The sequence below is a fragment of the uncultured Helicobacter sp. genome, from assembly GCF_937906905.1.
In the GTDB taxonomy this organism is placed as follows: domain Bacteria; phylum Campylobacterota; class Campylobacteria; order Campylobacterales; family Helicobacteraceae; genus Helicobacter_B.
On sequence record NZ_CALERY010000021.1, the window covers coordinates 14,326 to 37,994 of the forward strand.

21 protein-coding genes and 2 pseudogenes are annotated in these 23,669 nt (G+C 47.4%); 15 read left to right on the forward strand and 8 right to left on the reverse strand.

What is annotated here, in order from left to right:
• The first annotated feature begins 172 nt into the window (after positions 1-172).
• Positions 173-1,564, forward strand: a complete 1,392-nt coding sequence (fumC, locus tag Q0171_RS04840) for a class II fumarate hydratase (RefSeq protein ID WP_299327337.1) — start codon at positions 173-175, stop codon at positions 1,562-1,564.
• A gap of 13 nt (positions 1,565-1,577) precedes the next feature.
• Positions 1,578-2,237 (forward strand): hypothetical protein, encoded by a 660-nt coding sequence (locus Q0171_RS04845; RefSeq protein ID WP_299327338.1) that lies wholly within the window; start codon positions 1,578-1,580, stop codon positions 2,235-2,237.
• 201 nt (positions 2,238-2,438) lie between these two features.
• On the opposite strand, the gene recG is transcribed toward Q0171_RS04845, so the two are convergent.
• The 8 genes and pseudogenes from recG to panB all read right to left on the reverse strand — a co-directional run bounded on the left by recG (position 2,439) and on the right by panB (position 12,571).
• On the reverse strand, positions 2,439-4,391 hold the full coding sequence (gene recG / locus Q0171_RS04850) for an ATP-dependent DNA helicase RecG (protein WP_299327339.1): 1,953 nt from the start codon (positions 4,389-4,391) through the stop codon (positions 2,439-2,441).
• Complete coding sequence (gene der / locus Q0171_RS04855; RefSeq protein ID WP_299327340.1) at positions 4,357-6,006, reverse strand: ribosome biogenesis GTPase Der; 1,650 nt, start codon at positions 6,004-6,006, stop codon at positions 4,357-4,359. Before der ends, recG begins: the two co-directional genes overlap by 35 nt.
• 50 nt (positions 6,007-6,056) lie before the next feature.
• Entirely contained in the window at positions 6,057-6,569 is a 513-nt protein-coding gene (gene infC, locus Q0171_RS04860; protein WP_299327341.1) for a translation initiation factor IF-3, read from the reverse strand.
• Positions 6,566-8,296, reverse strand: a pseudogene (gene thrS / locus Q0171_RS04865) (threonine--tRNA ligase); the annotation flags it as partial. The pseudogene thrS and the gene infC, both read right to left, overlap by 4 nt.
• Positions 8,297-8,593: 297 nt before the next feature.
• Entirely contained in the window at positions 8,594-9,952 is a 1,359-nt protein-coding gene (locus Q0171_RS04870) for a sigma-54 dependent transcriptional regulator (protein ID WP_299327343.1), read from the reverse strand.
• Positions 9,953-9,971: 19 nt separating this feature from the next.
• Positions 9,972-10,631 (reverse strand): hypothetical protein, encoded by a 660-nt coding sequence (locus Q0171_RS04875; RefSeq protein WP_299327344.1) that lies wholly within the window; start codon positions 10,629-10,631, stop codon positions 9,972-9,974.
• 36 nt (positions 10,632-10,667) lie between these two features.
• Complete coding sequence (gene ruvB, locus Q0171_RS04880; protein WP_299327345.1) at positions 10,668-11,753, reverse strand: Holliday junction branch migration DNA helicase RuvB; 1,086 nt, start codon at positions 11,751-11,753, stop codon at positions 10,668-10,670.
• A gap of 11 nt (positions 11,754-11,764) precedes the next feature.
• Positions 11,765-12,571 carry a 3-methyl-2-oxobutanoate hydroxymethyltransferase gene (panB, locus tag Q0171_RS04885; RefSeq protein WP_299327470.1) on the reverse strand — a complete coding sequence of 269 codons (807 nt, stop codon included), beginning with the start codon at positions 12,569-12,571 and terminating at the stop codon, positions 11,765-11,767.
• A gap of 198 nt (positions 12,572-12,769) precedes the next feature.
• On the opposite strand from panB, the gene Q0171_RS04890 reads away from it, so the two are divergent.
• The 13 genes and pseudogenes from Q0171_RS04890 (at position 12,770) to Q0171_RS04950 (ending at position 23,660) form a co-directional block, all read left to right on the forward strand.
• Positions 12,770-13,477: a hypothetical protein gene (locus Q0171_RS04890; RefSeq protein WP_299327346.1), complete on the forward strand. Its 708-nt coding sequence runs from the start codon at positions 12,770-12,772 to the stop codon at positions 13,475-13,477.
• A gap of 61 nt (positions 13,478-13,538) precedes the next feature.
• The gene (locus tag Q0171_RS04895) at positions 13,539-14,231 is read left to right on the forward strand and encodes an outer membrane beta-barrel protein (protein WP_299327347.1); all 693 of its coding nucleotides are present in this window, start codon (positions 13,539-13,541) and stop codon (positions 14,229-14,231) included.
• A gap of 13 nt (positions 14,232-14,244) precedes the next feature.
• A complete protein-coding gene (locus Q0171_RS04900; RefSeq protein WP_299327348.1) occupies positions 14,245-15,456 on the forward strand; it encodes an outer membrane beta-barrel protein in 1,212 nt (403 codons plus the stop codon).
• 169 nt (positions 15,457-15,625) lie between these two features.
• Positions 15,626-16,669, forward strand: a complete 1,044-nt coding sequence (locus tag Q0171_RS04905; protein ID WP_299327349.1) for a radical SAM/SPASM domain-containing protein — start codon at positions 15,626-15,628, stop codon at positions 16,667-16,669.
• Between the two features lie 269 nt (positions 16,670-16,938).
• Positions 16,939-17,709, forward strand: coding sequence for a flagellar motor stator protein MotA (gene motA, locus Q0171_RS04910; RefSeq protein WP_299327350.1), 771 nt, complete (start codon positions 16,939-16,941; stop codon positions 17,707-17,709).
• 15 nt (positions 17,710-17,724) lie between these two features.
• Positions 17,725-18,486, forward strand: a pseudogene (gene motB, locus Q0171_RS04915) (flagellar motor protein MotB); the annotation flags it as partial.
• 239 nt (positions 18,487-18,725) lie between these two features.
• A complete protein-coding gene (fmt, locus tag Q0171_RS04920) occupies positions 18,726-19,649 on the forward strand; it encodes a methionyl-tRNA formyltransferase (RefSeq protein ID WP_299327472.1) in 924 nt (307 codons plus the stop codon).
• Positions 19,643-20,428 (forward strand): biotin--[acetyl-CoA-carboxylase] ligase, encoded by a 786-nt coding sequence (locus tag Q0171_RS04925; protein WP_299327352.1) that lies wholly within the window; start codon positions 19,643-19,645, stop codon positions 20,426-20,428. Before fmt ends, Q0171_RS04925 begins: the two co-directional genes overlap by 7 nt.
• Positions 20,429-20,431: 3 nt before the next feature.
• On the forward strand, positions 20,432-21,241 hold the full coding sequence (locus tag Q0171_RS04930; protein WP_299327353.1) for an AAA family ATPase: 810 nt from the start codon (positions 20,432-20,434) through the stop codon (positions 21,239-21,241).
• A gap of 1 nt (position 21,242) precedes the next feature.
• Positions 21,243-22,106, forward strand: coding sequence for a ParB/RepB/Spo0J family partition protein (locus tag Q0171_RS04935; protein ID WP_299327354.1), 864 nt, complete (start codon positions 21,243-21,245; stop codon positions 22,104-22,106).
• Positions 22,107-22,160: 54 nt separating this feature from the next.
• Complete coding sequence (locus tag Q0171_RS04940; protein ID WP_299327355.1) at positions 22,161-22,589, forward strand: hypothetical protein; 429 nt, start codon at positions 22,161-22,163, stop codon at positions 22,587-22,589.
• 17 nt (positions 22,590-22,606) lie between these two features.
• Positions 22,607-23,131, forward strand: a complete 525-nt coding sequence (locus Q0171_RS04945) for a F0F1 ATP synthase subunit B (protein WP_299327356.1) — start codon at positions 22,607-22,609, stop codon at positions 23,129-23,131.
• A gap of 1 nt (position 23,132) precedes the next feature.
• A complete protein-coding gene (locus Q0171_RS04950; RefSeq protein WP_299327357.1) occupies positions 23,133-23,660 on the forward strand; it encodes a F0F1 ATP synthase subunit delta in 528 nt (175 codons plus the stop codon).
• Positions 23,661-23,669: the final 9 nt, after the last annotated feature.

A 23,669-nucleotide genomic window follows, 5' to 3' on the forward strand; every position in this document is an offset into this window, starting at 1 on the left:
TGTCCTTTGTGTGAGATAGTGGAGCGGGTATTGTAGCAGAATCTAGCTGTGCCTATTTGCTAAGGTGCTGGCTTTTGGGCTAGGGTTGAGCAGTGGATTTTAGGTTTTAAGTAAATTCTTACACAAAATCCCCTACACTTTAGCCACATCTTAACATTGCAAGGAGTTGGTTATGGAATTTCGTATCGAACACGACACAATGGGCGAAGTGAAAGTGCCTAATGACAAGTATTGGGGAGCGCAAACAGAGCGCAGCTTTGAAAACTTCAAAATCGGCACAGAAAAAATGCCAAAAGAGCTGATTTATAGCTTTGCAAAGCTTAAGCGATCGCTTGCAGTGGTCAATAACAACCTAGGCAAGCTAAATAGTGAAAAGAAAAACGCCATCGTGCAAGCGTGTGATGAAATCGTCGCAGGTAAATTTGATGACAACTTCCCTCTAGCTATTTGGCAGACAGGCTCTGGCACACAAAGCAATATGAATATGAATGAAGTCATCGCCAATCGCGCTAGCGAGATTCTAGGCGCGGACTTCCGCAAGGAGAAAAAAATCCACCCAAATGATGATGTCAATATGAGCCAAAGCTCTAATGACACCTTCCCCACAGCGATGAGCATCGTCTCTGTAATCCAGCTAGAGAAAAAGCTGCTCCCAGCCTTAGAAGAGCTTAAAAGCACTTTTGCCAAAAAGGTCAAAGAGTTTGACTCTATCGTAAAAATCGGGCGCACACATCTCCAAGATGCCACCCCTCTCACACTTGGGCAGGAGTTTAGCGGCTATCTCTCAATGCTAGAGCACTCCAAAGAGCAAATCATCGCTTCACTTCCTACACTCCGTGAGCTTGCCATTGGTGGGACAGCGGTAGGCACAGGGCTAAACGCCCACCCAGAGCTTAGTGAAAAGGTAAGTGCAGAGCTTACAAACTTCACAGGCGTGAAGTTTGTCTCAAGCCCTAATAAATTCCACGCCCTAACAAGCCACGATGCCATCTCGTTTGCACACGGCGCACTAAAAGCCCTAGCAGCAAATCTTATGAAAATCGCCAATGATGTCCGCTGGCTAGCAAGCGGTCCTAGATGTGGGCTAGGCGAGCTGCTAATCCCAGAAAATGAGCCCGGAAGCTCTATAATGCCCGGCAAGGTCAATCCCACACAATGCGAGGCTCTCACAATGGTCGCAGTGCAAGTTATGGGGAATGACGCGGCAATTGGCTTTGCAGCATCTCAAGGGAATTTTGAGCTTAATGTCTTTAAGCCTGTGATTATTTATAACTTCTTGCAAAGCCTTGATTTGCTAGCCGATGCAATGCACTCATTTAATATCCACTGCGCAGTAGGCATTGAGCCAAATAGAGAGAAAATCGCGCACAATCTCCACAACTCTCTTATGCTAGTTACCGCGCTCAATCCTCACATCGGCTATGAAAATGCGGCAAAAGTCGCCAAAAACGCGCATAAGAAAAACATCTCCCTAAAAGAATCCGCCCTAGAGCTAGGACTTGTCAGCGCGGAGGATTTTGACAAATTTGTCGTCCCAGAAAATATGATTAAGCCTAAAGCATAAGCCGTATTAGACTATGGGGCTTGTTTCTGCATTAGGAGCTAGGCTTGCCTTGCTCCTAGTCCTTATCTCACCCACACTTTTTGCTATCCCACTTTGTCAATCCCAATCCGAGCAGCTAAAGTTTTGGGGCGGGACACTTATGCAAATCCTCTCCTTGCACGCAGGCGTGGGCGCGGATTTTAACGCGCTAGATTCTAGCACGCAAAACCAAGCGCGCACCGCAGCGACCACACCAATTGTGGGTGCTAGTGCCGGGGTAATATATATGAATCCAGAAGATGATAGAGAGCTTGATTATGGCTGGAGAGGGCGCTATCTCTTTAGCCACTCGCCCAAGCTTCATCGCAACACCCACTACATCGGTGGGCTTTTGTATCTCCACCCCTTCCCCAATCCCTACCACCGCGCAAGTGGCGCACTCCAAACACATAAAGACTGCGAGGGCAAGCCAGATGGCTACCCCACGCCATTTTCCTTTGTGCTAGGTGGGGGCTTAAGTGTGCAAAGCAATGCGTATGCGCAAAGCGTAGGCGGATATGTAGAGGGCGGACTCGCGCTTTTTAAGTGGTTTCCGCTTAATGCCGAGCTGCTCTATCGCGTGAGCTTCTATCCTAGCAGCCCATATTTTGAGAGTATCACACAAAGTATCCAGCTAGTTTTCACGCTGCTTTAGCCCTCCAGAATCTACCTTAAAAATCTACGCTTTGTGCGTCGTATTGCTTGTGAAATATTTCTGTCATTCGCAAAGAACAAAAGTGGATTTTGGGCGGAATGGCTAGATTTGTGGCAAAACGATTTTGGGCATTCTTAAGAAACATCGCTTGCGGTGGGCAGTGCCCATTGTTTTGAAAATCTGCTTCAGGTATGTGCGCTGCTATGCTTGTTTGGCGTTGTGCTGTAAATATGTCTGTAAATGCGTGTTTGCACGGGTGAAAATCGCTTCATCTTCGCTTAGATCTGCCCACACCCACTGCGCTCCACTCTGCGTCCTACCCTGTAATATGTCCCCACCTTTGCGATAGCGTAAGTCGATTTGCGCGATGTCAAATCCACTTAAATGCGCGGCAAACTCGCGCAGTCTGGCAGAATCTGGTGTATGCGTATAGAGATAGCAGTAGCCTTGCAAGCCATTGCGACTCACGCGCCCACGAAGTTGGTGGAGCGTAGCAAGCCCCAGGCGCTCTGGGGCGATAATAATGATAGTCGAGAGCTTTGGCAGCGAGATTCCTACCTCGATAAGCGTGGTGGCTAGCAGGATATTGCCCTGTTGAGCAAACTCCTCTAGCACGCGCTCTTTTTCTTTGTCCTGCCCGGAGGTGCTATATACGCCTGCAAAGCGATTTTTCCAAAACCCCTCACCTTCTTTGAGTGAGAGATACTCGCTTTTTTCACTCTCTTCTACCAGCGGATAAATGATGGCTACTTGATGAGCGAGTGCTAGCTCACTTTGGATATGAGAGAGCAGGGCTTGGAAGCCGCTTTTGGTGATGATTGTTGTCGTGATATTTTTAGGGTAGGGGAGCTCATCGATGATACTTACATCAATCATTTTGGATTCTAGCATTGCCATGGTGCGGGGGATTGGTGTGGCGGAGAACTGCAGGATATGGGGCTTGCTTGTTTGCCCATTAGATTCTGGTGCGGTGGCGAGCTTCTCAAGATAGTGGCGCTGCTTTGTGCCAAATCTATGCTGCTCATCACTCATCACCAGCGCGATTTCATCGCCGTTTATCTCGCGATAGAGCAGGGCTTGTGTGCCGATGATGAAATCCACTTGAGCGGCAAATAGCCCACCAAGCTCTTGTTTGGATTCTGCGCTGATAAATGCCACTTGCACGAAATCTGGCAAATAGAGCTTGGCTTGCTCATAAAGCTGCTTTGCTAACACGCTAGTTGGCGCCATGAGAAGGGATTTTTTAGGGTAGGACATCATCACACTTGCGAGAATCACAAGTGTCTTCCCACAGCCTACATCTCCCATGATAAGCCGCTTGCTCGCGCGCTCCCCTGCTAGGTCGCGCGCGATTTCTTGGCACACGCGCTGCTGTGCGCCTGTGAGAGAAAATGGCAGGCTTTGTGCCCAAGATTGATAATCACCGCTGCAGCGATATTTGGCAGGAAAATCCATGCGCTTGGTGGAGAGTCGCAATAAATGCGCGAAAATCTCGCAAAACTTCAGCGCGTAGAGACTGCGCTCATCAAATCCTTTGCGTGTGCTAAAATCCGCGAAAAACTGCTCATCTGGGTGAAATATCCGCACTAGTGCCATGCTTATTTCGTTTGGCAGATAGGCTTGTAGATTTTCTTGCGTGATGAGAGTGCGGGTAAGCTTGATGAGCTGATCGTTTTTGTGTGGGGATTTGAAATGCGGGGTGATGACATTGATTTCGCGCACGATTTTTGGCTGAATCATGCTCACTTGATGGGCGCTAGAGAGCCCATCAAGCTTAATGCTTCCTTGCACAAATAGCTCACAATCAATTGCAAAAAGCTTTTTGATATAGGGTTTTGGGTGAAAAAACACAAGCGTAAAAGGCTCATCAAAGTCCAGCGCGTGGGCGTGGATTTTTAGGACTTTGGCATAGGAGTGGTGCTGGACGATACGCACGCGCACTACTCCTTGCGCACCCTCTTTAAGCTCGCGTAGCAAAAAGCTCGAGCTATAACTATGTGGCGCGAATGTAGCAAGCTCGAGAAGATGGGAGAATCCAAATTGCCGCAGCTGCTCTTGGGAGGGTGAGTGCTCTTGGAGCGTGGTGGCAGATGTGGTGCTCATGTGGCTAGATTCTAGGCTATCTAGGATTTTTCCTAGAATCCTTTGTGCCACGGCTTTTGGGCGCGCGTTTGCGCTTTGGGGCTTCTTTTGGATTTTCTTTGAGCTTTTCTGGGGCTAGATTCTCATCAAATCGCTGATCTTTGGGGCGAGGGGCGAGCAGCACAGGTGTGCCACTAAGTGCAAACTCCTTGCGCAGACGATTAACCAAAAAGCGTTTATAGCTAAAATGTAGCGACTTAGGGCGATTACACATGAGCGCGATTTGGGGGGGCTTGGTGGCGTATTGTGTGGCGTAGTAGATTTTGACAAGCTTGCCATGATCACTTGGAATCGGGTGGGCTTTGGTCGCTGCAGCGATGGCGTCGTTGAGCTTGGCGGTGGGGATTCTGGAGGAGTAGTTGGCATAGACTTCTAGGATTGTATCTTTTAGCTCTTTGATGTGGCGACCGCGCAGTGCGCTAAGCGTGAGAAATGGCGCGTATTCTAGGAAGCGAAATTTACGCGTGAATTCTGCTTTCATCGATGCAAAATCCGTGTGCTTGATATCCCATTTGTTCCACACGACAATCACGCCTAGTGCATGTTCTTGCACTAGGGAGAATATCCGCTCATCAAGCTCTACAAGCGGCGCACTAGAATCTAATACCAAAATCGCGATATCTGCCTGCTCTAGCACCTTGCTTGTGCGATGAAGCGCGAATTTTTCTAAGGATTGGATTTTGCCTTTTTTGCGGATTCCAGCAGTGTCAATGAAGCGCAATGTCTGCCCGCCATATATAATCTCCTCATCTACGGGGTCAATCGTCGTCCCAGCCTGCGCGCTCACCACACTGCGCTCCTGCCCTACAAGCGCATTGAGCAGCGAGCTTTTGCCCACATTTACGCGCCCGATGATTCCAATTTGCACTACCGAGTCGCTAGAATCTAGCTCGCTAGATGTTCTAGATTCTGCGGTGCTAGAGTGCAAATCACTAGAATCTGGCGTAGCAGAATCTAAAGAGTCAAGCGGAGAGGAAGCTGGGGATTCTAGAAGCTCAAGCAGCTCTTCTTCTATGTCGGCTTCTACTGCGAGGGGCTCTTTGTCAGCAAGTGCTCTATCAATGGCATTTAGCAAGATACTTATGCCGCGATTATGCGTTACAGAGATGAAATACATCTCTTGTGTGCCAAATTCTGCGAAATTGTAGGCATATTCTTTCTGGGCGTCATTGTCGATTTTATTGACTACAAGGAGACAGGGTGTATGCTTTTGCAAGGAGAAAAATAGCTTGCGATCTTGGAGACTTGGGATCTCCCTGCCATCGACGACATAGAGTATGAGATCGGCTTCTTTGGCAGCTTGCTTGGCTTTGGCAGCGACTTTAGCAAAAAGCTCTGCGCGCTCTTCTTCGATTTTCTCCTCTATGCCGCCTGTGTCGATGATTGTGATAGGGGTGTCGCTTATGGAAACTTGCGCGGAATTTGTATCGCGTGTGGTGCCAGCGATACTAGAAGTAATGGCGATACGCGCTTTTGCCAGGCGGTTAAAAAGTGAGCTTTTGCCAACATTGGGTCTGCCAACGATTGCAATAGTCTTGGTAGCCGCTGTTTGAGCTGCGATAGTTTTGGCGACTTGCTTAGGGGCTGTGGCAGCTATTTTGGCATGTGTTTTGGCGTCTGTTTTCATGCTATGTCGTTTTTGCACGCTTCTTATGAAATCTACGCAGAATCTGGATTCTAGCGTTTAGGCACAAAAAGCCAGCTCACAAAGCGCCCTTCGGTTTTAGGCTCTTTCTCGGGCTGGGCGATGTCTTCTATCATCTCGCCTACACGCTTTAGCACAGAGACACCAAGCTGGGGATCGCTCGCCTCCCTGCCTTTTAGCACGACTTTGAATCGCACATGCTTGCCATTTGCAATAAACTCCTTGGCATGCTTGACTTTGTAGTTGATGTCATTTTGCGCGATTTGAGCAGAGAGCTTGATCTCTTTAATATCGATTTGCTTCTGCTTTTTCTTGGCTTCTTTTTGCTTTTTCTCTAATTGGTAGCGGTATTTGCCATAGTCCATGATTTTACACACAGGGGGTTTGGCATTTGGCGAGACACAAACAAGATCCAGCCCACGCTCCTGTGCTAAATCCCTGGCTTCCCTTGAAGAAATGATCCCATATACTTCGCCATCATCATCGATGCAGCGCACTTCACTAAAACGGATTTCATCATTTAGTAGCACTTCTTCTTTGCTCAAAAGCTAACCTCTCTTATCTTGGATTCTATCATGGTAAAAAACGCTCCTTCTTCTAGGTTGTATTGCTCTTTGGCTCGTCTATCGCGCACTGCAAGCATTTTGGATTCCACTTCCTTGTCGCCAATAATCACAATCATGGGCACGCGTTGCTTTTCTGCTGTGCGCACGCGCTTGCTTAGTGTTTCGTTTTTGTCGTGGATTTCGGCATATGCGCCCAGCTCGCGTAAAGACAGCTGGATATGGCGCGCGTAGGTGGCTGCTTCCTGGCTTACTGGGATAATGACAACCTGGGTGGGCGCAATAGCAAACGGAAACTCCCCGCCAAAATGCTCGCACAAAATCGCACAAAATCGCTCAAAGCTCCCTAAAATCGCTCGGTGGAGCATGACTGGCTGCTGGGGTTGATTGTGCTCATCAGTGTATTCCAAAGAGAATCTAGCAGGCAGATTCATATCCACTTGTATCGTGCCACACTGCCATTTACGCCCAATGGCGTCAGTGATTTTGATGTCGATTTTTGGTCCATAGAATGCTCCACCACCCTCATCGACTTGGTAGGGGATCTGGCTAGATTCTAGCGCGCTTTTTAGCGCACTAGTCGCGATCTCCCACACCCCATCATCGCCGATAGATTTTGCCGGGCGCGTAGAGAGCTCCATTTCATAGTGGAATCCAAACGCCCCCATAATCTTGCGCGTGAAGTCCAAGATATTATGCACTTCTGCTTCTATCTGGCTTGGCATGCAGAAAATATGCGCGTCATCTTGGGTGAATTCCCGCACGCGTAGCAATCCATGCAGCACGCCACTTTTTTCATGCCTATGCACGATTCCATACTCATAAAATCTAAGCGGCAGCTCTCGGTAGCTGCGCTTGGTGTGTTGATAGACCTTGATATGCCCCACGCAGTTCATCGGCTTTATGCCATACTCGACTTCATCGATTGTGGTGAAATACATATTTTCTTTATAGTTATCATAATGTCCGCTGATTTTCCATACTTCGCTTTTTAGGATTTCAGGAGCGCGCACGGGCTCGTATTCTCGCTGGATAAGCGCGCGAGTGAGCAGCTCTTCGATTCGTCTGCGCAATCTTGCCCCAGCTGGCAGCCAGATGGGCAGTCCAGCGCCGATTTGCTCATCGAAAGTAAATAGCCCCATTTCCTGCCCCAGCTTTCTGTGATCGCGCTTTTTGGCTTCTTCTAGCTGGTGGAGATAGGATTTGAGACTTTCTTTATCAGCGAATGCTATGCCATAGATTCTAATAAGCATTTCCGCGCTCTCATCGCCGCCCAGATACGCACCTGCGAGCTTGGTCAGCTTGAAATGCTGTAAAAGCTTAGTGCTAGGGAGATGTGGTCCTCTACATAAATCTACAAAATCTCCCTGCTCATAGATTCCAAAGCTATCGCCTTGTATGCGGCTCATGACGGCGATTTTAAGCTCATCGCCACAGAATCTAGATTCTGCTTCTTGGCGGGTTATGGTGGTTTTTTCAATCAAATCACCCTTTTTTACAAGCTCTTTCATGCGCGTCTCAATCGTGCCTAAGTCTTCCTCGCTAATCTTGCTGCTTGTCTTAAAATCGTAGTAAAAGCCCTCATCTACCACAGGTCCTACGAAAAACTTCGCATCAGGATAGAGCTGCTTAATCGCTTGGGCAAGCAGGTGCGCGCAGGAGTGGCGAATGATTGAAAGTGCGTCTGGGGAGTTGTCAAAATATATGGGTGTGCCAAAGCTGCTAAAATCGCTTGTATCGCTGGATTTTGCTTGTAGATTCTCGCGCAGCTGTGCGAGCGTAGCGCCCTGCTTGGCTGCGATAGTTTGCAAATCAATAATCTCGCTAGCTTTATCATTGGCGCTATGAGCTGCATTTGACGCGCGCTTGAACCCTATAATCTCTGCCATTGTATTCCTTGCATGTCCTTGTTTAAGAAAGATTGTATCATCGGTGTTGCGCTCTTAAGGATTGCGCCATTGTTGCGCTAAAAGGCGCGATACTAGCACAGAATCCATTATTTTTTACTAAATCTTTGCTTCTATGGCGTATTTGGCGATTTTATGTCGCAAAATCTCCTCGCTCATGCCTAGTAGCGCACTCGCGCGCGCGATGTTGCCATCGCTCTCTTGTAGGACTTCTTGGAGTAGCTGCTTTTCTAGTGATTCTATTTTGCTGGCTTGGCTGGATTCTGCTGCGCTTCTACTGCCTCTAGCGCTAGAATCCCCGCTGCGCGCTTCTAGGAATAAGTCTTTGGGCTCGATTTGCTCGCTTTCGCTAAGGATTGCTGCGCGCTCGATGACAGAGAGTAGCTCGCGGATATTGCCATGCCACTCATAGGCTAGTAGTGCGTCTTTAGCGGCTTTGGAGAAAGATTTTTCGGGGAGATTGTATTGGGCTAGCACAAGCGAGAGCTTCCATTGCGCAATTGGCAGAATTTCTTCTGTGCGCTCCTTTAGTGGTGGGATTAGCACGGGGATTGTTTGGAGGCGGTAGAAGAGATCTTCGCGGAAAGCTTTTTGCGCGATTTTTTGCTCGAGATTCGCGTTTGTCGCAGAGATGATTCGCACATCAAAGCCAATAGGCTTACTCCCCCCAAGCCGAGTCGCCTCACGCTCTTGCAAAGCACGCAGGAGCTTGGCTTGAAGCATAATGGGCATTTCGCCAATTTCATCAAGGAATAGTGTCCCGCCATCTGCTAGCTCAAATAGCCCTTGTTTGGCAGAGACTGCGTCTGTAAATGCGCCCTTTTCATAGCCAAAAAGCTCGGATTCTAGTAGGTGCTCGGGGATTGCTGCCATGTTGATTGCGATGAAGGGTTTTTTGGCGCGGTGGGAGTGCTCGTGGATATAGCGTGCGAACACTTCTTTGCCTACGCCACTAGCCCCCATGAGTAGCACGCTAGAATCTGTGGGCGCAACTTTTTTCACACGCTCTTGGAGAGATTCTAGCAGTGGGCTTGAAGCAGCAAATGGATTTTGTTTGTTGATAGCCTGGGCTTTGGGGGAGGTGGTTTTGGTGTGGGTTTGCTGGAATTCTAGCACCCGCTTACTGCGATAGACAGCTTCGAGCAGGAGAGATGGCTCAAAGGGCTTTTGGAAAAAGTCCTTGACCCCAAGCCGTATAGAATCTATCGCAGAATGCAGCGTGGCATTGCCGGTGATGACAATCATTTCATAGCGATTATTAAGCTGCTTTAGGAAGTCTAGCCCATTCATATGCGGCATATTTAAGTCTGTGATGACAAGCTGGAAACTAGAATCTAGCTCTTTTAGCGCATCTTTGGGGCTGCGGAAAGTTACTACGCGTAAGTCCTTATGCTCGGCGAAAAACAGCTCAAGGCTTTTGCGCATATTGATATCATCTTCTACGATTGCGATTTTCATTACACTCCTTTTGGCAAAGCTACTTTAGCACATCTATCACAAGATAGCGATTTTCAAAATACGCCAGAATCCTCTGGGGCGGAAAATGTAGTAGCGCGCTATCTTGCACGCGCACATTCTGTGAGAAGCTCCCATCATAGCGCACATCAGCTCTGCCTTTTTGTAGGCATGCTATCACTTCATCTTTGTAATTGCTAAGAATATATTTTAGCGCATAGGCTTCATCATCAGTGATGAGGTTGTTGATAGGGGTGTCGAGCTTGCAAGTGTAAGCAGTGGTAAGATGTTGAGATTTTAGTGTAATGGGATCAGAGACGCTGTATCGCTCGCCTGTGATGATCCCATCTTGGCTCTGGGCTTTATAGGAGATGATAAACTCTAGCTTGATAAGCGGCTCGGTGGCTTCAAGCTGCGCACTCTGTGGGGAAAGCGCACTAGGTGCGGTTGTATCATGCGTGTTTTTGGGGATTATTGCTTGGGGGATTGGTCTTGGGGGATTTTGGGGCACAAGATGGGGTGTTTGTGAATCGGCTTGGAGCGTGTAAGAATCTGCATAGAGTGCTTGGGCGAGCAATACTACAAACAATCCTGCAAATAACCTCGCGCGTGAAATGCTTAGAATCTGGCGCATTAGAATCCACCTTTTGTTTTGTGGTTTAGGCTTTGTGTCGCATTTCATTGTCTTTTTCTACCGCCTACAATTAGCGTCATTTCTCTAAAATAGCTGGGGATTTTGCAAATGCAAAAGCTCGTAGGTTTTAGCAGTGGCGATTCTCCCGCGAGCGGAGCGCTCTAGAAACCCTTGTGCGAGTAAATAGGGCTCGATGACATCTTGGATTGTCTCTTCATCTTCGCTGATGATTGCTGCGATTGTGTTTAGTCCTATGGGCTTTTTGGCTTGGGCTATTGCACGCAAATAGCGCAGATCAAGCGCGTCAAAGCCAAGCGCATTGACTCCTAGCTCTTCTAGCGCGCACTTTGTTGTCTCAAGGCTGATCTCCTCCTCCTCGCGCACATCAGAAAAATCCCGGATTCTCCGCAGTAGTCGCAGCGCAATTCTAGGAGTCCCTCTTGATCGTGCGGCAATTTCATCGCTGGCGTTTTTGGCGATTTGTTTGCCAAGCTTTTGCGCAGCTTTGGCGATGATTTGGGCTAGCTCGCTTGTGTCATAAAACTGCAGACGAAAGTCCATGCCAAAGCGATCGCGTAGTGGGTGGGAGAGCATGCCAGCGCGCGTAGTGGCGCCAATAAGCATGAAGCGCGGCAGATCAATTTTGATCGTCTGTGCCGCTGGTCCAGAGCCAGTGATGATATCAAGCCGAAAATCCTCCATAGCAGGGTAGAGCATTTCCTCTATGGCTGGGCTTAGGCGGTGGATTTCATCAATGAAAAGAATCTCGCCCTCCTGGAGATTAGTAAGAATCGCGGCTAAATCCCCAGCACGCTCAATCATGGGCGCAGCAGTAACCTTAATCGCCGCATTCATTTCATGCGCGATAATATGGCTTAGTGTTGTTTTCCCAAGTCCTGGCGGTCCAAAGAGTAGCGTGTGCATAAGGCATTCTCCGCGCTTTTTAGCGCCTAGGATTGCGATTTCTAGGTTTTTTTTCACGCGCTCTTGCCCGATATAGTCCCCCCAGATACTTGGGCGCAGCGAGATTTCACTGCGCTCCTCAAGATCAAGCTTCTCTATACTTACAACTCGATTCTCGCCATGGCGCAGTTTATGCGCAGTTTGATGTGATGTTTGGCTAGGCGTTTTGGCAGAATCTTCTTCAAAAATAAGTGAAATTTTTTCCATAATCTTAGTTCTTAGTAGCTTTCATCTTGGTTTGGGAAGTTTTGACTTCGCACATCGCTTACATACTCACGCACGGCTTGTTTAATGAGCTTTGCACCCTCAAGATAGGTGCGCACAAATTTTGGGTGTAGCTCATCATAGAGTCCTAGCATATCACTCCACACTAGAATCTGCCCATCGCAATCCACCCCAGAGCCTATGCCAATGGTTGGAATGCGAAGGCTTTGCGTGATGTGCTTGGCGCAGGGCGCACTAATGCCCTCTAGCAGCAGACCAAATGCGCCCACTTGTTCAAGGCATTTTGCAGAATCTAAAAGCATTGCACACTGGCTTTGCTCGCGTCCTTTTATCTTGTAGCCACCTTCTGCTTTGATGTATTGGGGCATAAGCCCAATGTGCGGCATGACCGCGATCCCCTCATCGATGAGTGCTTCGATGATAGGGAGTTTTTTGTGCGTTACCTCGAGCTTTATCGCATCGACTTGCGTGTGTTTGATGAGTTTTGTGGCGTTTTTGAGCGCACTATCACGGGTAGCATAGCTGCCAAAGGGCATGTCTGCGATGAGAAAAGCATGGCTTACTTTAGAGCATACGGCTTTGGCATGGTAGATCATAGCATCTAGGCTTAGACTTGTAGTATCGCGCTTCCCACCAAAGCTCATATTCAAGCTATCACCAATGAGAATCACATCAACTTCTTCATCAAATATCCCAGCAAAGAGCGCATCATAAGCAGTGATAGCAGTGATTTTCTCTGTGCCTTTTTTCTTCTGCAAGGAGTTTAGGGTAACTTTCTTTGGCTGGGACTTTGGCGTGATAGACATGTTTGCTCCTTGTTTTATGGGCTAGTGGGAACTTGTTAGATTCTTTGTGCAGGGATAGCCTTAAACTCATCTTAACTTTCATGGATTATAATTTGCGCACTACATGGTTGCGATTATATCCAAAATCCATCACATATTTTAGAAAGGCTATGAGTGAGAGCGGATTGCCACAAGGCACTATCATGCTGTTGTGTGTTTTTGGTTTTGGCATTGTGCTTTGGCGGGACTCTTGCACATGCTGATGTCCGCCAGACCAAAAGCCTCCCAGAAAACACACTCGAGCCAGGCAAGCCAATCGACTATGACAAGCTTGATCTCTCCTACTACCCATATATCATCGCCTATGGTGCAGTGAGTGATGAGGAGATTATAGATCTAGTCAATAATCTTGAAGCATCAAATCAAAAAACCGGTGTGTTTATCGGGCTTTATGGTGGCTGGATTTTCCACAATGCTACGGGTGAGCCTGCTTATCTCAAAGGCAATGCGTTTGCCTATGGTGCCAAGGCTGGATACCAGAGCTTTTATCCCTCTCTCTATGATACGCTCTCTGTGCCTAATATCGTGGGCAGCAGAATCTATCTTCAATATCTTGGCAGTAATGCCAAAGAGTTACACTATGCAGACATCGGCTTTAGTGCATTGGGTGTGAGCGCGGATATTTTGGTAGATATGCCTGTGGCAAAAGGGTTGGAAGCTGGTGCGATTATGGGGATCGGGCTACTTAGCATGACTTATGATAGAAAAACTGACGCTTCGCTTGGCGGGGTAATAAACCTTGGATTTGATGTCATAGTCGCTACTAAACACCGCGTGGAAGCCGAGCTGAAATTTATCATCAACGATAGGCTTGATTGGTTTGGTGCGCTCACACTTGTGGGGTATAGCTATGTGTTCTAATCGCCTATCTATGCTTAGACGAAAGCTTCACACAGCATTGGCGCAAGCATGGAAGCTATCGATGAGTGGGGCACAAGTGTGGATTCTAGCTTTTGGCATAGCGCAAGCTGCTCCGCTAGATTCTGGCTTAGATGCTGCTTTGAGCGAGCAGGAGCAAAAAAAGCAGCTCTATTTCTTGCGCGCGCAGTATTATGAGCATTTACGCAAGCTTGCCCAGACAAGCGAGAATCTAAGTCGCAGTGGCGCATTTGTGGGCGTGGTGCTGGGATCTAGCGAGCTTGAAATCACGCTTGAGCGCAATGGTCGCAAATACCCAGTCTCCATGAGTCCATTTGCGCTAGGGCTAAGCGGGGGCTATACGCGCTATATCGGTGCAGCGCCCATAGGTGTGCGCGTGTATGGGCAGTATATCGCTGCATTTGGCTCATCGAACAATATCGGCGATAGCGTGCAGACACATTTGGCAAGCTTTAATATTGACTTTGTGGGTGATTTGGCAATCACAGATGATGGCTACTACCTAGGTGCGTATGCGGGTGTCGGCGGTGGAGTGGAGGCGTTTATGCAGAGATCATATAGCGCGCCAGAATCTAGTGTGCGCGTGGTTGTGGGGAGTGTGATGAATTTTGGTCTATCAGCTACGCTTGCGTATCATCATCGCTTAGAAGCTGGGGTGAAAGTCCCGCCAAGTGCCTTTGGTGAGGATTTCAAGCTGGGGCTTATGTATTTGGTGGGCTATGCGTATCTTTTCTAGCCATGGAGATAGAATGAAAACTCACATAACAGCACACTGGCAGAGGGTATTGACGCTAGGTATGGTGTGCGCACTCCCGCTGCTTGCCACTTCCTCTGGCAAATCCCCCAGCCAGAATCTAGTCGATAGCTTTGGGGCTTTAAGCAACGAGCAGCTCATGCTAAGTGATGAGCAATTCAAAACCATAGAAAACAAGCGTGTAGATATTATCGACATCATGCGTGCGCATGAGCGCGATATCCGGGATAAATCCACAGAGGAAAAAATCCTCTACTACCAACATCTCCTAGAAGCCAATCATATCCCAGTGCGCTCCATGCCCTACAAATCCCAAGACTACATAGAAGCGCGCTTTATCGATGAGCCAGAATCTAAGCGTATGAAGCACGCGAAATCTTATAGCATAGCAGATAGGAAAAGTGGTGCTTTTAGTGGAGTCATGCTAGGTGTTGCTAATCTCACGCAAAACTACCAAGACGGACTCTATAATCGCACAAACAATGTCCCCAAAGATGAAGCAGGCTTTGTCTGCACAGATACAGACAAAAGCGGCTGCAAGACAAGCGGGATATTTTTAAACGCTACGCGCCCTGGTGGGATTAACCTAGAATCTAATCTTTTTGTCTTTGGCGGGGGATTTGGGTATCAAAAGTTTTTTACCCCATACTTTGGCACAAGGCTTTATGGCGATGGCATGCTAAGCACAGGGAGCGAGAAGATTGATGGTGAAATTGTGGGGAGCTTGTGGTATGTGCTTGGCGGCATGAATGTCGATTTGCTCGCTGAACTGCCATTTAGTTTGTTTGTGAAAAATGGGGTTTTCAAGGAGAGCGCCATTGGCGTGTATGGGGGACTTAGTATAGGAGTCATGCTGCTTTTTGACAAAGCAGATGAGAATCTCAAAAAACATCTTGCCACCACGCCTAGCGGCACATATCAAAGCAAAGATATTTTGTGGAATTACTTACTGCAGGTGGATTATGGCTTCAATCTTGGCTTTAGCTTTTCCATTTCCCCGCGCTATAAGGTGGATTTGGGGGCAAAAGTGCCTATGAGTGTGGTAGGACTGCCTAGTGAGCTGCGCCTAGGACTAGAATCTACTGCTACCTACGGCGATGGCAGCAAAGACAATCTGGGCAACCCTGAGCTAGATTCCATAGTCTCAAAAGACATTATCATCAAGCGCACCCCGACTTACTATGTAAGCTTTATTATGCTGTTTTAGATTCTGTGGTGGCGGCTTGGCTGCCTACTCTCTAAGCAGCTCCTTTTATCTCCCACTCCCTTTGTTTAGATTGCTGCATATACCGCAAGCCTAGCTGCTTCTGCTCTCCCTTGACTCATTTTTTTTTTTTTTTGTAAATTGCGGGCTTTATTTTAGATAAAGGTCTCTCATGCTTAAGCGCGCTCTGCAGTCTGCCTACCTCAAAGCCCCCGAGATTTTCAAACGCAAATTCCGCAATTTTGCTAATACTGATGGATTCCATACGAGAAAAGCGCAGGATTTTTTGGACTCTGCTTTTGCTCTAAGTGTGCCAATCACCGACAAAGCACAGCAAAAAACGATTCTCAAGCGATATTTACAAATGGTTGAAGTTGAGGTTGCAAGCTTTTGTAATCGCACTTGCTGGTTTTGCCCAAACTCGCATATCGATAGAAAAAGCACAAGCATAGAGCTGCCAGAATCCACTTTTTTAAAGATTCTGGACAATCTCGCAGAAATAGAATACGACCAAAACTTCAATTTCCACCGCTTTAACGAGCCTCTAGCCAATCGCGAGCTTATTTTAAAGCGTATCGCACAAGCAAGACAGAAGCTGCCAAAGGCGCGTTTCACGATTTTTACCAATGGTGATTATGCGCAGAGGGAGTATTTTGAAGCACTGCGCGACGCGGGGGTAAATCACATTCTTATGTCCTACTACTATGGCAAGGAAAAGCGCTTTGACAAGGAGCAGACGATTTTGCCAGCGATGAAAAAAATGTCCCAAAAGCTCTCTCTCCCCTATGAAGTTATGGAAGATAGCGTGCAGGAGTATCGCGTGCGATTTGAGATCCCGGGGCTTAATATCGATTATCGTGTGTGGAATCCAGATACAAGCGGGCAGTCTCGTGGCGGCTCACTAGAGTCTATGAAGCGTGCTAGGAGGGTGGATTCTGGCTGCTTCCAGCCAGCAATTAGCCTATATGTCGATTATAATGGCTTGGTCATGCCCTGCTGTCATACGCGCAGCGATGAGCGTGCGCATGAGGACTTTATCCTGGGTGATTGCAATACGCACGATGTATTTGAAGTGTTTTTCGGGGAGAGGGCGGCTAGCTTGAGGCGGGGGCTTTTCTCCAGCACACCTTGTGGCAATGGCGCGCACGCAGAATCTATCGCTAGAATCTGCGCTGATTGTAGCGATAGGAGGCGAGATTGGTTCTACTCGCTCTAGTGGGCTTGGATTCTGGCACAACTATCGTGCGCAATTTGTCTCAATACTAGTGCGGATTCTGCATATATTCAAAAATTATCGATTTCAAACGATTTATAGTAGTGTGCCTGGTGGCTTGTGCAGTCTGTGTGGTAGCAGGGCTGGCGAGCTACTAGCCGGCTTTGGCATATTATTTGCTTCATAATGCCAAGGCATTATCTCCCATAGCGTTGCGCGTCATTGGTGCGTGCGAGAGTGGGAAGTGTTTATATTAACTTGCGAGCGTGCGTATGGATTTATCAACACTACTTGGGATTATTCTGGCGATTACCTCTATTTCCATCGGGGATATTTTGGAGGGCGGGAATCCGCTGCATGTTATCCACCTAAGCTCTTGTATCATCATTATTCCTACCACTTTGTTTGCCGCGATGGTTTCTACGCATTCTGCGGCGATTAAGGCGGCGTATAAGGAGCTGGGGTTGGCATTTATGGGACCTAAGCTTGATCTCACAAAGACTATCAAAGACACCGTGGAATTCTCTTCGCTGGCGCGTAGAGATGGGATTCTAGCACTGGAGGGGCGCGCAGCACAGATTGAAGATGATTTCTTCCGCGAGGGGCTTAGTATGGTGATTGACGGGCGTGATGCAAAATCTGTGAAAGAGGATTTGGAGATCAAAATCGAGCAGCTAGAGCATTATTACCATGGTGCGGCACACTATTGGATTACCGCGGGTGAGACCTCGCCGACTATGGGGCTTGTCGGGGCGGTTATGGGGCTTATGCTCGCTCTCCAGCTTCTTGAAGATCCTACTGCTATGGCAGCAGGGATTGCGGGTGCATTTACTGCGACGGTTACGGGGATTATGTGTGCGTATGTTATTTTTGGTCCCCTGGGTAATAAAATCAAAAACAACTCTTTCTATATCGTGCAAGAAAAAATTGTCATCATGGAGGGGATTTTGGCGATTGCAAATGGCGAAAACCCACGCAACCTTGAGAGCAAGCTACTAGGCTTCTTGCGACCAGATCAGCCAAAAATCTCGCAATTTGAGTAGGGTGGGGAAGCGATAATGTCGAAGAAAAAATGTCCAGAATGCCCAGCAGGAGAGAAATGGGCGGTCCCTTATGCGGACTTTCTTTCGCTCCTGCTCGCGCTTTTTATCGCGCTCTGGGCGATTTCTAGCACAGAGAGCTCAAAGGCAAAGGCGCTAAGTCAAGCCATGATTACTGCGTTTAATAACCCGCCAAAATCAAGCATATTTCAGCCGATTTTCCAGCGCCCACCAGATCCTGGTGAAATCCAGGAAAGCACAGAGGGAGAGAAGCCGCAAACTGCCGATGGAAGCGCTTCTGCTGTGGCAGTAAAAGACTCTATCGCACAGATTCAAATGATGATCCAAGAGGGCGGTGTGCTAGAGCAAATCGAGCAAGGTGTGATACTGCGCTTGCCAGCGGATTTGCTCTTTGAAGAGGGGCGCGCGGATTTAAACAACGAAGAGATGATTACCTATGTGCGAAGAATTGCTGAAATCATCAAAAAGCTCCCGCCAGATGTGAAAATCGATGTGCGTGGCTATACAGATGATAAGTCGCTACCTAGCTCATCGGCATACAGCGATCTCTATGAGCTCGCCTCTGCGCGGGCGTATGCGGTAGCGAAACAGCTGCTTGCCAACGGGGTAAATCCCAATAAACTCTCATACTCCTCCTATGGGAAATACAGCCCTGTGGCACCGAATACGACGATAGAAAACCGCGCGAAAAACAATCGCGTAGAGATTTTTCTCTCGAGCTCGCCAAGTAGCATTAGGACGATTAAATCCGTGCTTGATAGCTCGGGAGTGGAGACTAGTGGCGCAGAATCTAGCGGAGTGGATTCTGGTGCGCGCGCTGGCTCGGTGCTAGAATCTGGCACGAGCGGGCAGTAGATTCTAGCTCGAGCAGGGCAGGATTGCTAGAATCTAGCGGAGTGGATTCTAGTATGTATTGTGTTTGTGCTGGTTGAGAGGGTTTTGGTTTAGATTCTGGGGTAGATTTGGTATAGCAAGGAAGAAATATGAAGCTTGTGTTTATGGGGACGCCGGAGTTTGCGTGCGTGGTGTTTGAGCAGCTCTGTGAGAAATATGAGATTGTGGCTGTTTGCACGCAGCCAGATAAGCCAGTGGGACGCAAGCAGATTTTAACGCCCCCGCCAATGAAGCTTGCTGCGCTTGCGCGTGGCATACCTGTGCTCCAGCCCCAAAAGCTAGATTCTAGTGTGAGTGAGAAGCTCGCGCAATTGGGGGCGGAGGCGATTATCGTCGTGGCGTATGGGAAGATCTTGCCAGAATCTATACTCCACATCGCACCTTGTATCAATGTCCATGCCTCTATCCTCCCAGCCTATCGTGGAGCAAGCCCTATCCAGCAGATGATTTTGAGCGATGATGAGGAATTTGGCGTGAGTATCATGCGAATGGATTCTGGGCTTGATAGCGGGGATATTTTAGGAGTGGCTAGGATTCCTCGTAGCTCACATGCAGCGCATGCCACTACCGCAATGCTAGGGCAGATGCTCGCCCAGCTTGGTGCGCATAAGCTTATAGAGGTGCTGGAAAATCTGGACACTATCACTCCTATTCCACAGGATCATACTAAGGCGACTTATTGCAAAAAGATTTGCAAAAATGATGGGCTGGTATGCTTTGATAATGCCAAGAATATCTACAAAAAATGGCTTGCCTTTAGCCAGTGGCCCGGAGTGTTTCTAGCAAGCGGGATTAAGCTTTTTGGGATTAGGGTGGTGCCAGAATCTAACCCAAAATCTAGCGCGACTTGCCCCACTACTAGCACAAGTGCGCGCGCTGGTGAGATTCTAAGCGTGAAGCCATGTGTCATTGCTTGTGAGGAGGGTGCATTGCAAATTGATGAGCTTCAAGCTCCTAGTAGAAATCGCATGGACGCAAGCGCGTTTCTTCTCTCGCAGCAAAAGCGCGTAGGAGATGTGCTATGCTAGAATCCGCTCGAGATTTTCGCACGCCTTGTATGCTGGATTCTGGTGCTAAAACAAGCGTGGTCATGGAGTGTAGTGAGATTGGCGGAGTGCGTGTGGTGCGCTTAGAGAGCGTGGATTCTACGCAAGATGAGTTGCGGCGGATTTTGGCAAAATCTAGCACACAGGATTCTAGTGCCAACAACCCAGCGCTATGTATCATCGCCAAATCCCAGACCAAAGGGCGTGGGTCGCGTGGAAATGCGTGGAGTGATGAGGGAGGGCTGATGTTTTCGCTCTCTTATGCTGCGCCACTTCGCCTGCCAGATGACCTCCCACCCCAGAGTATGGCGATATTTCTAGGCTATATCATCAAACAGATTCTGGCAGAATCTGGATCGCAGGTCTGGCTGAAATATCCAAATGATTTGTATATCAGCACAGAGCAAAGAGTGCAACACATGCAAGCGGGTGCGAGAAAGGTTGGCGGGATTTTGGTGGAGAAATGGCGTGGAGTGTGGCTGTGTGGTGTGGGGATAAATCTGCGCAGTGAGCGATTTGGCGCGCTGGATATTGCGCTAGATGTGCAGGAATTTCTGTCTGCACTATTTTTGCGACTGCAAAATCCACCAAGCTGGAAGCAAATTTTCAGCAACTATAAGCTAGAATTTTGCCGAAATTATCCTTTCGCATTTCATGCAGGAGATGAGAAAATTTCACTCCAGAATGCACAGCTGCTCGAAGATGGTAGTGTGCGTGTGGGCGACAGGGTGATTTATAATTTACGAGATCGTGAGGTGTAGGCTATGTATGAGGTAATCACTGTAGCAAATCAAAAAGGTGGTGTAGGGAAAACGACCACAGCTGTGAATCTCGCGGCTTCTCTGGCGATCGCTGAGAAAAAGGTGCTGCTCATAGATTTTGATGCGCAGGCAAATGCGACAACAAGCTTGGGGTTGCGCCGATCGGATATTGAGTTTAATATCTATCATGTGCTTATGGGAAGTAAAAAAATCTCCGAGGTAACCCAAAAAACCAATATCCCATTTATGGACCTTGTGCCTTCGGATATCGGTCTTGTGGGGATTGAGAAGAATTTTTATGCCAATAAAAGCGGTAGGGAGTTGATCCTCAAGAAAAAAATCGCTGAAGTGGAAAATATGTATGATTTCATCATTATTGATTCTCCGCCTGCACTTGGACCACTTACAATCAATGCGCTTGCTGCGGCAAATTCTGTGATTATCCCTATCCAGTGCGAGTATTATGCGCTTCAAGGCTTGGCGCAGCTTATCAATACGATTCGTTTGCTTAAAGATAATGGAATAAACCCTGGGCTTGAGATCCGCGGGCTGTTGCCTACGATGTTTTCCGCGCAAAACAACCTTTCTAAGCAGGTTTTTACAGACTTGTCGCGACATTTTGATTCTAAACTCTTTAAAAAGGCAGGAGGAAAAAAAGCTGGAGAGGAGGAAAAAGACTACATCATCATTCCTCGTAATGTCAAGCTTGCAGAATCTCCAAGCTTTGGGAAGCCAATTTTGCTCTATGATATCAAATCTAGCGGTAGCATAGCGTATCAAGATCTTGCCCAAGCGATTTTGCAAGGAGCGTAAGTTGGCAAAGAAAAATGCTCTAGGAAGTGGGCTGGGTGAGCTGCTAGGTGAAGTGCAAAATGCGTATGAGAAAAACCTAGGCGAATACACAGAATCTATTGTTGAGTTAAGTGTTGATATTATTAAGCCCAATCCTTTTCAGCCTAGGAAGGTATTTGACACAGAGGCGCTAAAAGATTTGGCTAGCTCGATTGCAGAGCATGGACTACTCCAGCCAGTGCTGGTGTATGAAGATGAGGGGGAGTATTTTTTGATCGCGGGGGAGCGGCGGCTTCGCGCGAGTAAATTAGCCAAAAAAGGCACGATAAAAGCTGTCATTGCCAACGAATATATTGATAAGGGTAGGCTGCGTGAGCTGGCGATTGTAGAGAATATCCAGCGCGAGAATCTAAATCCACTTGATCTTGCACACTCATATCAAGAACTCATTGATGACTACAACATCACGCACGAAGAGCTTGCTAAAAAGCTGAAAAAATCTCGTGTCCAGATCACTAACACCCTGCGGATTCTTGAGCTTAGCGAGTATGTGCAAGATCTCATTGTGCAAAACAAACTGACTCAGGGGCATGCCAAAATTATGGTTGGATTGCCAGAGAAAGAGCAGCAGGTTTTGGCGGATTCTGTGATTGGGCAGAAGCTTTCTGTGCGAGAGACAGAGCAGCTGGCTAAAAACATGAAGCTTGGTCAATCAAACAGGCAAGCACCTAAGAAAACTAAAAATTCTAGTAGTAATGAGGCACTCGAAGAATTGCTGATAGTGCTCGAAGAAATGGGTGTTTCTGCGCAGGTAGCTCGTGGAAAGATTACCATCACGCCAAAGGGTGATGAAATTTTGTTGCTGATCAAAAAATTAAAATCTTGATTTAAGGTTTGGATTGCTACAATCCAGTAAAGTCAAATCAAAATAAGGATACAGATGAGTATTACCATTCCTGATCCATACCTGATGTTACTGATTTTTGTGGTGTTTCTTATCACGATGTTTTTGCTTAACTCTTGGTTATTTAGACCGCTACTTGCATTCATGGACGAGCGTGAGAATTCACTGCGTAAGGATATGGATACTGCCGCAGGCGATAATGATGAGGTGCGGGAGATTCAAGCCAAAATTCAAGCGCTTTTTGCGGATGCTAAAATGCAGGCGGGTAAGATTATAGAGGAAGCTACAGAAAGCGCTAAGGCGGAGTATGACTCTAAAATGGCAAAGATTGCAAGTGAGATCCAGGGTAAAACAGATCGATTCCGCGCTGAACTTGAGGAGCAGAAGCTTCGGGCTCGGCAGGAGCTTTTGGCTGATTTAAGTGGATTTGAAGTGGCTTTGAAAGACAAGATTCGGGCAATTTAGTGGGCATGGGAGTAGATATGATGAAACACGGCATTCGATATGGTCTGGTTCTGGCTTGCTTTGTCGGTGTGGCTAGTGCGGCTGAGGTGAATATAGCCCAGACTGACTTTAGTGAGCGCGTGATAAATTTTGCGATTTTTCTTGCTATTTTATGGTATCTTGGTGCGCATAGGCTTAAAGCGTTGCTTCAAGCTCGTCAAGCAGGGATTAGCAAGAGATTTGACGAAGTGCAAAGCAAGATAAGCGTTGCAAAAAAAGCAAAAGAGCAGGCACAAAAGCAGCTTGATGAGGCACGAAAAAAGGCGAGTGATATTATCACTACGGCAAAAAAAGAAGCTATTGTCATAGCCCAGAGATGCGAGGAGCAGTGTAGCGCCGATATCGAGAGCTTGATTAAGTCAAACGAATCACTCATGGCTTTTGAGCAGAGAAAAGCAAAGGTGGAGCTTGTAGAATCTGTGCTTAAAGAGCTTTTTAATAGTGAGGCAGCCGACATTGATACGCAAGAGTATGTGAGAATCTTGAGTAAGAAGGTGGCGTAGTATGGAAGAGATTATTGCAAAAAAGTATGCTTGCGCGCTGATACAGCATTTTGATACAAAAGATTTAGAAGAAATTGCAGCATTGTTTCATGGGGCTTCACAGGCTTTTGCACTGGAGAAATTTAGGGATATTGTGTATTCTCCATATGTGGCAAGAGAGCAAAAAAAGAATTTGCTTTTGTCGTTGTTTAATAACGATGAGCGTCTAGACTCATTTTTGAATTTGCTAATTGAGAATGGTCGTTTGGATATTTTGCCTTTCATAGGCGATGTTATACAATCCCACCTGCGCATGTTAGGAAATAGCTATAAGGCAGTTCTATATGCGCCTAAGAATTTGGATTCCGATACGGTTTCTGGTATTGTGAAGAATCTATCGGGTAGGCTTGGTGTTAATCTTGATGTTGAGCAGGTTTCAGCTAAGGTTGATGGGATTCGATTGGTTGTTGAGGATTTAGGGGTAGAAATTTCTTTCCTCAAGAAAAGATTTTTCGAGAATCTTAAATCGCATATTGTAAAATCCATATAAATTCAGCAC

Bases quoted from the DNA above. Each gene is read 5' to 3' on its own strand.
- Q0171_RS04845 (WP_299327338.1), top strand. From the start codon at position 1,578: ATGGGGCTTGTTTCTGCATTAGGAGCTAGGCTTGCCTTGCTCCTAGTC.
- Q0171_RS04895 (WP_299327347.1), top strand. From the start codon at position 13,539: ATGAGTGGGGCACAAGTGTGGATTCTAGCTTTTGGCATAGCGCAAGCT.
- Q0171_RS04900 (WP_299327348.1), top strand. From the start codon at position 14,245: ATGAAAACTCACATAACAGCACACTGGCAGAGGGTATTGACGCTAGGT.
- Q0171_RS04870 (WP_299327343.1), bottom strand. From the start codon at position 9,952: ATGAAAATCGCAATCGTAGAAGATGATATCAATATGCGCAAAAGCCTT.
- Q0171_RS04905 (WP_299327349.1), top strand. From the start codon at position 15,626: ATGCTTAAGCGCGCTCTGCAGTCTGCCTACCTCAAAGCCCCCGAGATT.
- Q0171_RS04940 (WP_299327355.1), top strand. From the start codon at position 22,161: ATGAGTATTACCATTCCTGATCCATACCTGATGTTACTGATTTTTGTG.
- Q0171_RS04925 (WP_299327352.1), top strand. From the start codon at position 19,643: ATGCTAGAATCCGCTCGAGATTTTCGCACGCCTTGTATGCTGGATTCT.
- Q0171_RS04930 (WP_299327353.1), top strand. From the start codon at position 20,432: ATGTATGAGGTAATCACTGTAGCAAATCAAAAAGGTGGTGTAGGGAAA.
- ruvB (WP_299327345.1), bottom strand. From the start codon at position 11,753: ATGGAAAAAATTTCACTTATTTTTGAAGAAGATTCTGCCAAAACGCCT.
- Q0171_RS04950 (WP_299327357.1), top strand. From the start codon at position 23,133: ATGGAAGAGATTATTGCAAAAAAGTATGCTTGCGCGCTGATACAGCAT.
- Q0171_RS04945 (WP_299327356.1), top strand. From the start codon at position 22,607: ATGATGAAACACGGCATTCGATATGGTCTGGTTCTGGCTTGCTTTGTC.
- fumC (WP_299327337.1), top strand. From the start codon at position 173: ATGGAATTTCGTATCGAACACGACACAATGGGCGAAGTGAAAGTGCCT.
- der (WP_299327340.1), bottom strand. From the start codon at position 6,006: ATGAAAACAGACGCCAAAACACATGCCAAAATAGCTGCCACAGCCCCT.
- motA (WP_299327350.1), top strand. From the start codon at position 16,939: ATGGATTTATCAACACTACTTGGGATTATTCTGGCGATTACCTCTATT.
- Q0171_RS04875 (WP_299327344.1), bottom strand. From the start codon at position 10,631: ATGAAATGCGACACAAAGCCTAAACCACAAAACAAAAGGTGGATTCTA.
- fmt (WP_299327472.1), top strand. From the start codon at position 18,726: ATGGGGACGCCGGAGTTTGCGTGCGTGGTGTTTGAGCAGCTCTGTGAG.